The sequence below is a fragment of the Geodermatophilus sp. URMC 64 genome (genome assembly GCF_053502555.1).
Window position 1 is genome coordinate 369,983 of sequence record NZ_CP199955.1, and the last position, 13,057, is coordinate 383,039.

General features: G+C 74.8%; 11 protein-coding genes. 5 read left to right on the forward strand and 6 right to left on the reverse strand.

Features of this window, described 5'->3' with window-relative positions; translation table 11 throughout:
• Nucleotides 1–3: 3 nt before the first annotated feature.
• Nucleotides 4–1,626: a PucR family transcriptional regulator gene (locus ACWIYF_RS01765; RefSeq protein WP_448626398.1), complete on the reverse strand. Its 1,623-nt coding sequence runs from the start codon at nt 1,624–1,626 to the stop codon at nt 4–6.
• Nucleotides 1,627–1,670: 44 nt separating this feature from the next.
• Between ACWIYF_RS01765 and ACWIYF_RS01770 the strand changes: the two genes are divergently transcribed.
• Genes ACWIYF_RS01770 through ACWIYF_RS01780 form a run of 3 tightly spaced genes read left to right on the forward strand, consistent with a single transcriptional unit; the run spans nt 1,671 to nt 5,617 of the window.
• Entirely contained in the window at nt 1,671–3,257 is a 1,587-nt protein-coding gene (locus tag ACWIYF_RS01770) for an N-acyl-D-amino-acid deacylase family protein (protein ID WP_448626399.1), read from the forward strand.
• A gap of 16 nt (nt 3,258–3,273) precedes the next feature.
• Nucleotides 3,274–3,879, forward strand: a complete 606-nt coding sequence (locus ACWIYF_RS01775; protein WP_448626400.1) for an MOSC domain-containing protein — start codon at nt 3,274–3,276, stop codon at nt 3,877–3,879.
• Between the two features lie 40 nt (nt 3,880–3,919).
• On the forward strand, nt 3,920–5,617 hold the full coding sequence (locus tag ACWIYF_RS01780; protein WP_448626401.1) for an AMP-binding protein: 1,698 nt from the start codon (nt 3,920–3,922) through the stop codon (nt 5,615–5,617).
• A 46-nt stretch (nt 5,618–5,663) separates the two neighbouring features.
• Here ACWIYF_RS01780 and ACWIYF_RS01785 read toward each other — a convergent pair whose 3' ends face one another.
• From ACWIYF_RS01785 to ACWIYF_RS01805, 5 genes are all read right to left on the reverse strand, one after another.
• A complete protein-coding gene (locus ACWIYF_RS01785) occupies nt 5,664–7,022 on the reverse strand; it encodes a hypothetical protein (protein ID WP_448626402.1) in 1,359 nt (452 codons plus the stop codon).
• On the reverse strand, nt 7,019–7,609 hold the full coding sequence (locus tag ACWIYF_RS01790; protein WP_448626403.1) for a TetR/AcrR family transcriptional regulator: 591 nt from the start codon (nt 7,607–7,609) through the stop codon (nt 7,019–7,021). The genes ACWIYF_RS01785 and ACWIYF_RS01790 overlap by 4 nt, the downstream gene beginning before the upstream one ends.
• Nucleotides 7,610–7,659: 50 nt before the next feature.
• Nucleotides 7,660–8,598, reverse strand: a complete 939-nt coding sequence (locus ACWIYF_RS01795) for a vWA domain-containing protein (protein WP_448626404.1) — start codon at nt 8,596–8,598, stop codon at nt 7,660–7,662.
• A gap of 83 nt (nt 8,599–8,681) precedes the next feature.
• Nucleotides 8,682–9,572 carry an AAA family ATPase gene (locus tag ACWIYF_RS01800; RefSeq protein ID WP_448626405.1) on the reverse strand — a complete coding sequence of 297 codons (891 nt, stop codon included), beginning with the start codon at nt 9,570–9,572 and terminating at the stop codon, nt 8,682–8,684.
• Between the two features lie 85 nt (nt 9,573–9,657).
• The gene (locus tag ACWIYF_RS01805) at nt 9,658–10,788 is read right to left on the reverse strand and encodes an NDMA-dependent alcohol dehydrogenase (RefSeq protein WP_448626406.1); all 1,131 of its coding nucleotides are present in this window, start codon (nt 10,786–10,788) and stop codon (nt 9,658–9,660) included.
• Between the two features lie 175 nt (nt 10,789–10,963).
• On the opposite strand from ACWIYF_RS01805, the gene ACWIYF_RS01810 reads away from it, so the two are divergent.
• Nucleotides 10,964–12,391: a bifunctional 3-(3-hydroxy-phenyl)propionate/3-hydroxycinnamic acid hydroxylase gene (locus tag ACWIYF_RS01810; protein WP_448626407.1), complete on the forward strand. Its 1,428-nt coding sequence runs from the start codon at nt 10,964–10,966 to the stop codon at nt 12,389–12,391.
• 70 nt (nt 12,392–12,461) lie between these two features.
• Nucleotides 12,462–13,052, forward strand: a complete 591-nt coding sequence (locus ACWIYF_RS01815) for a hypothetical protein (RefSeq protein WP_448626408.1) — start codon at nt 12,462–12,464, stop codon at nt 13,050–13,052.
• Nucleotides 13,053–13,057 lie beyond the last annotated feature (5 nt).

Genomic DNA, 13,057 nt, shown 5'->3' on the forward strand with positions numbered 1-13,057 from the left:
CACTCACTGCGGGGGCAGTGCGCGCACCTGGAGGGCGGCCACGATCCTCTCGGCCGGGTCCGCCAGATCCAGCCCGACCAGCTCCTGCAGCCGGCGCAGCCGGTACCGGAACGTGTTCTGGTGCACCCCGAGCCGCTCGGCGGCCGCACGCACGTCGCCGAAGCAGTCCAGATACGCCGACAGGGTCGCCACGAGGACCCCACCGCGGTCGGCCTCGACCAGCGCCTGCAGCTTGCCCTCCCGCAGCTCGGCCCGCTCGCGGACGAGGTCGACGAGGTCGAGGAGGGTGACCTGGCTGCGCACGTCGGTGTGGGCGACGACGTTCCCCGGCACCATGCGGTGACGCAGCACGCGGAGTGCGCTGTCGGCCTGGCGTCGGGACACGGCGATGTCCCGCGGGGCGAGGGCAGCGGCGCCTACCGAGGCGAGAACGTGCAGCCCGGTGGCCTGCGCGGCATACCGGGCGGCCTCGGTTGCGAACCGCAGGGCCGCCGAGCCGGCGTCCGCTGCCGGGACGACGGCATAGACCCGCGGACCCTGCTCCAGGACCAGGCCGCGCCGGGACAGCGAAGCCTGGTAGGCGGTCACGGCACGGGCCAGCCGGGCGCGAGCGGGCAGCGCCTCCTGGGACTCGAGGACGACGACCCAGTGGACGTCGTCCAGACGCAGTCCGGCGCTGCTGGCCAGCAGGTCGGCCGGGCTTCCGCCGGCGAGCAGTTCGCGGCCGACGTCCTGCGTGCGGCTCTGGTCGGACTGCAGCTCCAGCCGGTGAGAGAGCAGGTGAAGGGCGGCGGTGCGCGCCGCTTCGCGGAGCACCGATTCGTGGCCCTCGGCCAGGGGACCACCGGACTCGGCAACCCACAGGGAACCGAGGAACTCCCCGGCGGCATGGATGCCGACGGCCCAGCGCGGACCCAGACCGAGCTCGGGAACCGGTTCGGTGGCCACGACGCGGCCGGGGGACCGCAGCGCCCGGAACACGCCCCGCTCCTCCAGCAGGCGCACGAACGCGCTCGGCACCTGGCGGCCGAGAATGGTCTGCTTGCGCGGCTCGTCGACCTCGGCCTGGATGCTGGAGTAGGCCATCACCTGGTAGGTCGGGTCCTCGATGGTCACGGCGCCGCCGATCCGGCGAGCCACGTCGTTGGCGAAGGAGAACAGGTCGCCGAGCTGCGGCCGGTCGACGGAGACTGCCGTCGTCGGGGAGCCGCTGACCAGGGCGGCGCGCAGGATCGTGGCCAGGTGCGCCCACGGCGTGGCGGGCGCCACCAGCAGTGCCACCCCGTCCGCCTCGGCGCGCCCGCCCCACGCAGGATCCACCGGCCGGTCGGCGCGCACGACCACGCCGGGCAGATCACGCGTCGCCGCGTACTCGACCACGCGGGTCACCGCCTCGCCGGTGGGCTCGACCCCCACGGCCAGCAGGAGCTCGCCCGGAAGCGCGTCGGCCTCCGTCGCGCCGTCGTAGATGCAGACCCCGGTGACCGGTCGGCCCAGCAACGGGACCGACGTCGTCAGGGGCCGGAGCAGGCTGGGGCCTACGCGGGCCAGCACATCACCGGTCGTGACGGCGCCCGCCGGTGCGGGGCCTCCTTCTCTCGGGTCGGGGGCCGCGGACGGCAGCACGGGCCGATCATGCCAGCGCCCCCGGCCACCTGGGAGGACACCTGATGCTTGACGTGATCATCACCGGGGGCACCGTCCTCGACGGCACGGGCAACCCCGGCTTCCGGGCCGCGGTGGGTGTGCTGGACGGGCGCGTGCAGCTGCTGCGTGGCCGGGACCTGCCCACGGCGGCGCGGACGATCGACGCGCAGGGGCTCGTTGTCGCCCCAGGCTTCATCGACATGCATTCCCACAGCGGCCTGCTGATCCTCGCCGACCCCATGCACCTGCCGAAGGTGACCCAGGGGGTGACCACCGAGGTGGTGGGCGTCGACGGGAACTCCTACGCCCCCTTTCGCTCCCGCGACGACCTGCTGGACTTCGTCACCATGAACGCCGGGCTCGACGGCCGGCCCGAGCTCGCCTATGACTGGGACACCGTGGCCAGCCTGTTGAGCAGGTTCGACGGTGCGGCGTCGGTGAATCTCGCGGTTCTCGTGGGCAACTCGGCGCTGCGCATCGCCTCGGTCGGCTGGGACGACCAGCCCGCCTCGCCGGGCGACCTGGCCGACATGCGCGCCATGCTCCGCGAGGCCCTGGCGGAGGGCGCCTTCGGACTGTCGACCGGACTCGACTACCCACCCGGCAGCTACGCCTCGACGGAGGAGCTGGCGGAGCTCTGCCGGGAAGCCGGCCGGGTGGGCGCGATCTACCACACGCACGTGCGCTACTGGCTCGGCGACAAGGTGCTCGACCCGTTTCGGGAGGCGTTCACCATCAGCCGGCTCGGCGAGTGCCCGCTGCACCTGACGCACTTCTACTACAAGGCCACCTACGGCACCGGCTCCGGACCGCTGTTCGACCTGCTCGAGGGGGAGGTGCGCGCCGGGGCGGACGTGACCTTCGACAGTTACCCCTACCCGTGGAGCAGCACCCGGCTGAGCATCTTCCTGCCGCAGTGGATCCAGCAGGGCGGCCCGCAGCAGCTGCTGCGGCGGCTGGCCGACCCGGCGTGCCGGGACCGGTTCAAGGAGGAGCTCGAGCGGACCGATCCTGCGGATGAGTGGCGCAGCTTCCTCCGCTCGGTGCGGGTGGGGAACCTGCGCACAGCGCCCAACCGGCGGTGGGAGTCCACGCTGGTGACCGACATCGCACGCGACCGGGGCAGCGCCGACGTCGTCGATACCTTCTTCGACCTGCTGGTGGAGGAGAACCTCGGCGTCATCGAGGTGCACCCGGGCCCCACGGAGGCCGCTCTGCCGAAGTTCGTGCGGCATCCCTTGGGCATGGTGGGCACCGACTCCACCTTCATCGGGGACAAGCCCAGCCCGCGGACGTACGGCTCCTTCACGCGGATCCTCGGGGAGTTCGTCCGGGAGGAGGCCTACCTGTCGTTGCCGGAGGCGGTCCGGAAGTTCACCTCCTTCCCGGCGCAGCGGCTCGGCCTGCGGGACCGCGGGCTCCTGCGGGACGGTGCCATGGCCGACATCACCGTGTTCGACCCGCACCGGGTGCGTGCCACTGCCACCTACGACGAGCCGCGGCAGCTGTCCACCGGCATCGAGTACGTGCTGGTGAACGGAGAGCTTGTGCTCGACCGCGGTCGGCACACCGGGGCGCGGCCGGGGCTGGGCCTCCGGCGCGGCCGCTGAGCGGTCCTCGCCGAGCATGAGCGGGCCCGACCCACGCGACCTGCCCCACGTCTATGCCGTCGAGATCGTCGGCCTGCTGGCCGCGCCGGAGCACCGCTACGACGGGCGGCCCGGGGCGGCGGTCCCGGCCCAGGACGGCGACCGGCGCGCGGAGCTGACCGTCCGAGGAGGGCACGGCATCGTCGGCGACCGCTACGCCGGCCGGGCGGCGCACCGGGACGCGCAGGTCACCGTCGTCGCGGCGGAGGCGGTCGAGGCGCTGGCCGCCGAAGTGGGTGTCGCCGCCCCGGATCCCCTGCTCGCGCGCCGCAACGTCGTCCTCCGCGGCGCGGAGGTGGAGGCCCTCCGCGGGCAGGAGTTCGCGCTGGACTCCGGTGCGGGGGAGGTCCGGCTGCGTGGCGGGCGCCCGGCGAACCCGTGCGCCTGGCTCGACGTCGCCCTCGCGCCGGGCTTCCACCGGGGCCTGCGCGGGCGGGCGGGCATCCGCTGCGCGGCGCTGAGCGACGGCGTGCTCCGGCTCGGCCCCGCCGTCCTACGGTCCGCCGTCCCGCTCGACGCGAGCCGGGCGGGACAGGTGCGCCGCCTGACGCGAGGGCTGGCGGAGCGGGCCTCCGGGGAGTAGGGACGAGACGGCAGCCCGCTCCGGTCAGGAGGTCCCGCCCATGCCCAGTTCGGCGACCGAGGTCTATCGCGCCGCCCGCGACTCCCTGCTCGCCCTGCGCGGCGACCACGCGAAGGCGGCCGCCGAGTTCCGCTGGCCGACGTTCGACGGCCCGTTCAACTGGGCGGTGGACTGGTTCGACGCCTACGCGCGCGGCAACGACGGCACGGCGCTGCACATCGTCGAGGAGGACGGCCGCGCCGCGCGGTACAGCTTCGACACGATGGTCCGCCGCTCCGACCAGGTCGCCGGCTGGCTGCGTGCGAACGGCGTCGCGAAGGGCGACCACGTCGTCCTCATGCTCGGCAACCAGGTGGAGCTCTGGGAGTCGATGCTGGCGGTCATGAAGCTCGGCGCGGTGATCATGCCGACGACGACCGCGCTCGGCCCGGCCGACCTGACCGACCGCATCGAGCGCGGCGGGGCGCGGCACGTGATCGTCAACGCGGCCGATGCCGCGAAGTTCGACCAGGTCCCGGGCGACTACACCCGGATCGCGGTCGGCGAGGCGCCGTCCGGGTGGCTCTCGTACGCCGCGACCGCGCAGGCCGACGAGGAACCGCCCGGCCACCCCGGCACGCAGGCCGGCGACCCGCTGCTCCTCTACTTCACCAGCGGGACGACGAGCCGGCCCAAGCTCGTCGAGCACACCCAGGTCAGCTACCCGGTCGGCCACCTGTCCACGATGTTCTGGCTGGGCGTGCAGCCCGGCGACGTGCACCTCAACATCAGCTCGCCCGGCTGGGCCAAGCACGCGTGGAGCTGTTTCTTCGCACCGTGGATCGCCGAGGCGACGATCTACCTCTACAACTACACGCGCTTCGACCCCGCGGCGCTGCTCGGCCGGATCCGCGATGACGGCATCACCACGTTCTGCGCGCCGCCGACGGTCTGGCGGATGCTGATCAAGGCCGACCTCTCCGGCGGGCCCGGCGCGATCCGCGAGGCGGTCGCCGCGGGTGAGCCGCTGAACCCGGAGGTCATCGAGCAGGTCAAGGCGCAGTGGGGGCTCACCCTGCGGGACGGCTACGGCCAGACCGAGACGACGGCGTCCGTGGGCAACACGCCCGGTTCGACGGTCAAGCCGGGCTCGATGGGCCGGCCGCTCCCCGGCGTCCCGGTGGTCCTGGTCGACCCGGTCAGCGGACAGCTCGCCGACGAGGGCGAGATCTGCCTGGACCTCTCCGCCCGACCGCTGTCGCTGATGACCGGCTACCAGGGCGACCCCGAGCGCAACGCCGAGGCCATGGCCGGCGGCTACTACCACACCGGCGACGTCGCCAACCGGGACGCCGACGGCTACATCACCTACATCGGGCGCACCGACGACGTCTTCAAGGCCAGCGACTACAAGATCAGCCCGTTCGAGCTGGAGAGCGTGCTGATCGAGCACCCGGCGGTCACCGAGGCGGCCGTCGTCCCGGTGCCGGACCCGGTGCGGGCGGCGATCCCCAAGGCGTACATCGCGCTCGCGCCCGGGCACGAGCCGACCCGGGAGACGGCGTTCGCGATCCTCAAGCACTGCCGGGAGCACCTGGCTCCCTTCCAGCGGGTCCGCAAGATCGAGTTCTACGAGCTGCCGAAGACGATCAGCGGGAAGATCCGCCGGGTCGAGCTGCGCGAGCGCGAGGAGAAGCTCGCCCCGCAGGGCAGCGGCACCGAGTACACCGACAGCGACTTCCCCGAGCTGCGCGGCTGAGGTTGGAGTGCGGGAGCGCAGGAAACCTGCGCTCCCGCACTCCGACTCAGCGGGGGACGAAGCGCTTGGCCTTGCCGGTCCGCGGGTCGGCCGGGATGGCCGCCGCCGTCCCCACGGTGACGACGGGGGCGGGCAGGCCGGCGCTCGCCAGCGCGGCGGTCAGGTGGGCGGTGAGGGCGGCGCGGTCCAGCGGTCCGTCCGGGACGACGGTGACGTCCACGCCGTCGGCGGTCTGCCGCACCTGGTACTCGACGACCGCCGGGGTGGCGACGAGCGCGCTGCGCAGCACCAGCGGGTGCACGGTGACGCCGGGCCAGCGCAGGACGTCGTCCGAGCGGCCCTCGACGGTGACCCGCAGGTGCGCCGACGTGTCCGGCTGGGCCACGAACCGGTCCTCCAGCTCGTAGCGGATCAGCGGCTGGACCGGGTTCATCAGGTTGGTGACCAGCACCTTCGCCGACGGCGTCCCGGGCGGCACCGGCCGGCCCTGCTCGTCGACCAGCTCGACGATCGCCAGGTCGGAGGCCAGCTGGATGACCGTCTCACCGGGCGCGCTGACGCCGAGCACGCCCTCGCTCGACCCGAACTGGTCGACCGGCGGCACGCCGAAGGCCGCCGTCACCCGCTGCTTGGCCTCGGCGGGGAACTGCTCGCTGCTGCCGGTGATCATCCGCGGGGCGATGCGCAGCCGGCCGGCGGCCTGCTCGGCGGCCAGCACCGACAGCATCGACGGGTAGGCCTGCAGCAGCGGCGGCTGGAGGGCGTTGAGCCGCGCCACGATCTCCGGCACCGGCTGCGTGACCGGCACGGAGGTGACCCGGAGCAGGTCGCCGGAGAACAGCGACGGCAGCACGCGGCTGGCGTGCAGCGCCCGGCCGGCGGCGACGATCGTCATCGGCATCCCGCCGGGAGGGATCCCGCCGGCGAGCAGGCGCCCGAGGCCGGTCCGGGTCAGCCCCAGCAGGTAGTCGACCGCCGCGTCGGCGGGGTACACGAAGACGCCGCGGTGCCCGGAGCTGCCGCCCGAGGCGAGAACCATGTACTCGTCGAGCAGCAGCCGGGCCTCGGTGCCGGCCTCGGCGAGGTGCTCCTCGACGCGCTCGCGGGTGAGCCGGGCGTCGGTGACCAGCGCGTCGAAGCCGGCCATCGCCTCGGCCTTGGTCATCGTCGGCAGCTCCGGCAGGTCGGCCGGGGCGAACCGGTCGACGTCCACCCCGGCCAGCCGGTCGGCGTGGAACGCCGAGTGCTCGCGCGCGTGCCGCAGCAGGGCGCGCAGGCGGTGCTGCTGGTGGGCAGCGACCTGGTCGCGGCTCCAGGCGAGCCGCTCCAGGTGGGCCGGCAGGGCGGCGCGCACCCGCGCCCGGAGGCCGGTCCGCACGTCCCCGCCGACGGTGGTACTGGTCATGGCACTGCTCCCTCCCTCTCGCCGAGCAGCCGTTCGGCCACGGCCGCGTCGACCTCGGTCATCAGCTCGTCGCTGAACGCCTCGCCCTCGGCCGCCCGGGCCAGCGCGGCGCCGGGGCCCATCGCCAGCCCGGCGCGGGCCAGCGCCTCGCACCGCTCGCGTGGCGCGTCGGGGTGCATCCCGGCCAGGACGTCGGTGAGCGCCCGCACCAGCCGGTCGTGCTGCTCGGCGAAGCGGGCCGACAGCTCCGGGGAGCGCGCCGCGTGGACACGGAACTCGACCACCAGCAGCGTCCAGTCCAGGTCGGCGCGCAGGATCTGCGCCCACTGGCGGGCCACCGCCTGCCCGTCCGGCCGGAGGGCCCGCAGCTGGGCGATGCGGTCGTCGATCCGCTGCTCGAGCAGCGCCAGGAACAGGTCGGCCTTGCCGCCGAAGCGGGCGTACAGCGCGCCGGTGGTGAAGCCCGCCTCCTGCGCGACCGCCTCGACGGTGGCCCCGTGGTAGCCGCTGCGCAGGAACACGCTGCGCGCGGCGGCCAGCAGTGCCTCGCGGGTGGCGGCGGCCTGTTCGGCCCTCGTTCTTCGCATAGTGGCGCTATTGAAGTAGCGCCGTTATGCGAACACCAGGGTCCTTGGACTCAGCCCAGCAGATCGCGGACGGCGGCCGGCGCGTGCGACGGCCGGTGCAGCGGCGCCACCCGCCCGCCGCCGGCCGCGGCCAGCGCCGCGCAGGAGGCGGCCGCCTCCTCCTCGGCGGAGAGCGCGAGCACGGACAGCCGGGCCGGGATGCGGGCCAGCGCCGAGGCGGCGTTCACCGGGTCGGGGCTCTCGGTGGCCAGGCCGTCGGACAGCAGCAGGACGTGCCGGTCGGCCGCGCGGGAGCGGGCCACCTGCGCGGCCGCGGTCTGCAGCGCCAGCTCGAGGTCGGTGGTGCCGCCGCCACGGAGGTCGCAGAGCCGGTCGATGACGACGTCGATGCGCGGGTCGGGCGAGAGCGGCCGCAGCACGACCGCCTTCGACCAGAACGCGACGACGCCGAGCTCGTCGCCCGGGCGCATCCGCTGCACCAGCGCCGAGGCGGTGAGCACGGACGCGGCCAGCTCGTCGCCGGCGACCGACCCGGAGGCGTCGACGAGCAGCAGCAGCGCCCGGCCGGTGGAGCGCCAGCCGCGGGTGTGCAGGTGCGCGGCCTTCCAGTGCGGCTCGGCGCCGCGGGCGGCCAGGGTGGCGTCGAGGTCGACGTCCGACCCGGTCGGGTCCCGCCGGGTGACCATCCGGCTGACGCCGGGCCGGTCGGCGACGCCGGTGCGGGGGTTGCCGACCGGCAGCCGGGCGGCCAGCGCGCGGGCCGCCGCACGCAGCGCGGGGTCGAAGGCGCGGGCCGCCTCGGCGAGCAGCCGGGCCGCGGCGTCGGGGTCGCGCTCGGCCAGGTCGGCCACCGCGGCGGCGTCGAGCTGCCCGGCCTCGGGGGAGACCGCGTCGAAGTCGGGGTTGCTGCGGGAGAGCTCGTCCCGGCTGGCCCGGCGGGCGGCGGAGTTCTTCAGCAGCTCCTCGACCTCGGCCGGGTCCTCGACCACGCGCGGCCGCGGCGGGCGGCCGCCGGGCGGCTCACCGCCCTGGCCGGGCGGCGGCGGTGGCCCGGGCTCGTCGTCCCCGGGCGTCAGGCTTTTCCCAGCTCCTCACCGGCCCGCCGCCAGATGTCCGCGACGACGTCCTCGACCGGCCGGGCGACGCCGTCCCCGAGGGTCACCTTGCCGGTGAGCGCCGCCAGCGCGGCGTCCAGCCCGGTGCCCTCCTCGACCCCGTCGGACCCGCGGACGACGGCCAGCTCGCGCGCGATGAGCACGGTGTCGATGGCGCCGCGCACGGAGGCGCCGATCCGCAGCTCGGGGTGGTCGCGGGTGATCCGCACGGCGCGGACCGCCCGCGCGACGAGGTCGGCAGGGGCGCTGGTCACCGCGGCCACCACCGCCAGCTCGGCGTCCTCGTCCTGGTAGCCCATGGCCACCCGGCAGGAGCGGTCGTAGAGCGCGGGGGTGACCCGGGCGGTGCCGACGGCGTCGAACGGGTTCATCGCGGCGACCAGGCGGAAGGTCGGCCGGGCGGCGACCCGGCCGTAGCGCGGCACGTGCATCTCGCGCTCGGAGAGGACCCCGAGCAGCACGTTCATCGTCTCCTCGGGCACCCGGTTGAACTCCTCGACGTAGAGCAGCGCGCCCTCCGTCATGGCCCGGGTGAGCGGCCCGGGCACGAAGTTCTCCGGGCGGTAGTCCTCCGAGAGCACCCGGGAGGCGTCGTGGTGGCCGACCAGCCGGGTCGGCGTCAGCTCGGCGTTGCCCTCGACCAGCACGAGGGGGACGCCCGCGCCGTCGGCCAGCGAGCGCAGCAGCGTCGTCTTGCCCGTGCCCGGCGGCCCCTCGAGGACGACGTTGCGGCCGGCCGACAGGGCCGCGGCCACCACCTCGGCCTCCCGGATCCGCGCGACCACCCGCTCGCGGGCGACCCGCACCATGCCGCCGACGTCCAGGCGCGACGCGGTCGTCGTCCCCACGTGGTCTCCTCCCTCACGTCAGCGCCTCCTGGCTCACGGTGGGACGTGAGCCAGGAGGCGCCGGGATCAGCTCAGCTGATCGTGCCTACTGGTTGTGGATGATCACGCCGCGGATGTTCTTGCCGGCGTGCATGTCCTCGTAGCCCTGCTGGACCTCGTCGAGCGAGTACCGCTTGGTGATCAGCTCGTCGAGCTTGAGCTTGCCCTCCTGGTAGAGCCGCAGCATCCGCAGGATGTCGGTGTGCGGGTTCGAGTCGCCGAACAGCGCACCCTTGAGCTCCTTGGCGAACAGCGTCAGCTCGCCGACGGAGATCGGCAGGCCGACCTCCTGGATGTTGCCCAGCCCGGTGACGACGACGGTGCCGGCCTTGCGGATCGCCTGGAACGCCTGCGCGACGTGCTCGGCCTTCGTCACGCCGACGGTGACGATCGCCTTGTCCGCGCCCTGGCCGTTGGTGATGTTCTTCGCGAACTCGTCGGCCTCCTCGATGCTGGCGAATGTCTCGGTCGCGCCGAGCTCCGAGGCCTTCTCGCGCTTGAACGCGACCGGGTCGACGGCGATGACGTGGCTGGCCCCGGCGTGGGCGGCGCCCTGGACGGCGTTGATGCCGATCCCGCCGATGCCCATGATGATCACGGTGTCACCGGGCTCGACCTTGGCCGCCTGCACCGACGACCCCCAGCCGGTGCCCACACCGCAGCCGGTCAGGCAGGCGACGTCGAGCGGGATGTCGTCGGGGATCTTGATCGCGGACTCGGCGTTCACCGTGGTCACCTCGGCGAAGGTGCCCAGGCCGCACATCTGGCCGACCGGCGTCCCGTCCGACGTCTGGAAGCGGAAGCTCTCCAGGTCGTCGAAGCGGGCGCCCACGAGCAGGCCGGCGCCGAGGTCGCACAGGTAGGACATGCCGTTGGCGCACCAGCGGCAGTGGCCGCACGCGGGCAGGAAGGAGAAGACGACGTGGTCGCCCTCCTTGAAGCCCTTGGTGTTCTGGCCCACAGCGGTGACCACCCCGGCGCCCTCGTGGCCGCCGCACATCGGGTAGTGCGCGACCGGGATGTCGCCGGTGGCGACGTGGTCGTCGGAGTGGCACATGCCCGAGGCGGCCATCTTGACCTGGATCTCGCCGGGGCGTGGGTCGTCGGAGATCAGGTCGACGACCTCGTACTTGCCTGGTGCTTCGCGGATGATCGCGCCGCGGGTCTCTACGGGCACAGGTGACCTCCTCGTCGCCCTCGTCGAGGGCCCGTCTCTGGGCATGCGCGAGCGCGCATGAATGCCCCGACGTTATGGCCCGCGTCACACCCGGGGGAAGAGGCCTGCAACGTTCTTCGCTACCTTCGCGGCGCGACCTCCGGATGTGGTACGTCCGGACGGTCAGACTGTGCAGGTGACGGTCGTCCCGGTGGTCGTGGTGGGCGCCGGGCCGGTGGGGCTCACGGCGGCGCTGCTGCTCGCCCGCCGCGGCGTGCGGGTGCTCGTGCTGGAGCGCTACCCCGAGCCGTATCCGCTGCCTCGGGCCACGCACCTCGACGACGAGGTGTTCCGGGTCCTGCAGGACGCCGGGGTTGCCGACGACGTCGCCGCGATCAGCCGGCCGATCGCGGGCATGCGGCTGGTGGACCGGCGGCTGCGCACGCTGGCCGAGTTCCCCCGTCGCGCCGAGGACGCGCTGTACGGCTGGCCGCCCGGGGTGCTGTTCCGCCAGCCGGAACTCGAGGCCGTGCTGCGATCCGCAGTGGAGCGGACGCCGGGCATCGAGCTCCGGGGGGGCTGCGAGGTGACCGGGCTGGCGCAGGACGGCGACCGGGTCGTCCTCGCGACGGGGGACGGCGCCGTGGCCGCCTCCTTCGTGCTCGGCTGCGACGGGGCCAACAGCACGGTCCGGCAGCTGATCGGCGCGCGCATGCGCGACCTGGGCCGGCCGGACCGCTGGCTCGTGATCGACGCCCGCTGGCCGGCCGCCGTCCCCGTGTGGCCGGGCGTGCACCAGGTCAGCGATCCGCACCGGGCGGCGACGTTCATGCCGGTGACCGGCGACCGCTACCGCTGGGAGTTCCGGCTGCGGCCGGGAGAGACGGCGGAGTCGGCCGACCTCGCCGCCCTGCTGGCGCCGTGGGGGGCCGCGGACGCCGAGGTCGAGCGTGCGGCCGGCTACGAGTTCCGCGCGCAGGTGGCCGACCGGTGGCGCGCCGGCCGCGTGCTGCTCGCCGGGGACGCCGCGCACCTCACCCCGCCGTTCATCGGACAGGGGCTCGGCCTGGGCCTGCGCGACGTGCACCAGCTGGCCTGGAAGCTGGCCGCCGTCCGAGCGGGGACGGCGGGGGAGGAGCTGCTGGACACCTACGCGGCCGAGCGCGCGCCGCACGCCCGCGCACTGATCCGGATCGCGGTGCGCCTCGGCGGGCTGATGACCGGCGGCGGCCGGGCCGGGGACGTCGTGCGGCGCGTCGTGCTGGCCGGCTACCGGCGGGTCCCGGCGGCCGCCGCGCTGGCGCGCAGCAGCCGGACGCCGCCGCTGCGCCGCGGGCCGCTGGTGGAGCGGCGCGGCCGGGCCGGCCGGCGGCTGGCCGGCACGCTCGTGCCCCAGCCGGAGGTGCTCGCCGGCGGGCGGCGGTGCCGGCTCGACGACGTCCTCGGCCGGGGGTCGGCGGAGCTGTCCGTGGACGGCGGCCGGCTCACCGTGCGCCCGCTCGAGCCGGCCGGCCCGCCGGTCGCGATCGAGGACCCGAGCGGCGTGCTCGCCGGGTGGCTGGGGGCCGCCTCGGCCCGCGCGGTCGTCGTCCGCCCGGACCGGATCGTGCGCTCCGCCCGCTGAGCAACGGCCTGGGCGGAGCTTGGCGGTTCCTTAGCGTCGCCTTTCCCTGGCCGGCCGCAGAGTTCCAGCCATGAAGAAGAAGACGATCCTCACCGCTGCCACCGCCGCGCTCAGCGCCGGCCTCATCGGCTTCGCCGCCGTCTCCGCCTCGGCCGACGGGACGTCGTCCTCCGACGACGCCACCCGCACCGTCTCCTCGGTCGAGCAGGGCCGCGGCGGCGCCGACGACCCGGTCACCCACGACCTGGGCGACGACCACGGCTCCGGCGGGCACGGCGCGGACGACCTCGCTCCGGCTCCGGCTCCGGCGCCGGCTCCCGAGCGGGCCGCGGCTCCCGCGGGCAGCGGTCGCGGCGGCGCGGACGACCGGGGCACCCACGACGTGGGCGACGACCACGGCTCCGGCGGACACGGCGCGGACGACGTGGCTCCGGCGCCGGCGCCGGCTCCCGCGCCGGCCGCGGCTCCCGCGGGCAGCGGTCGCGGCGGCGCGGACGACCCGGCGACCCACGACGTGGGCGACGACCACGGCTCCGGCGGCCACGGCGCCGATGACCCGGCGACCCACGACGTGGGCGACGACCACGGCTCCGGCGGCCACGGCGCGGACGACCCCGCCGGTGACGACCACGGCTCCGGTGGCCACGGCGCGGACGACTGAAAGGA

What these genes read in the sequence shown, in the direction of transcription:
- ACWIYF_RS01770 (WP_448626399.1), top strand. Translation starts at nt 1,671, where the DNA reads ATGCTTGACGTGATCATCACCGGGGGCACCGTCCTCGACGGCACGGGC.
- ACWIYF_RS01775 (WP_448626400.1), top strand. Translation starts at nt 3,274, where the DNA reads ATGAGCGGGCCCGACCCACGCGACCTGCCCCACGTCTATGCCGTCGAG.
- ACWIYF_RS01780 (WP_448626401.1), top strand. Translation starts at nt 3,920, where the DNA reads ATGCCCAGTTCGGCGACCGAGGTCTATCGCGCCGCCCGCGACTCCCTG.
- ACWIYF_RS01785 (WP_448626402.1), bottom strand. Translation starts at nt 7,022, where the DNA reads ATGACCAGTACCACCGTCGGCGGGGACGTGCGGACCGGCCTCCGGGCG.
- ACWIYF_RS01790 (WP_448626403.1), bottom strand. Translation starts at nt 7,609, where the DNA reads ATGCGAAGAACGAGGGCCGAACAGGCCGCCGCCACCCGCGAGGCACTG.
- ACWIYF_RS01815 (WP_448626408.1), top strand. Translation starts at nt 12,462, where the DNA reads ATGAAGAAGAAGACGATCCTCACCGCTGCCACCGCCGCGCTCAGCGCC.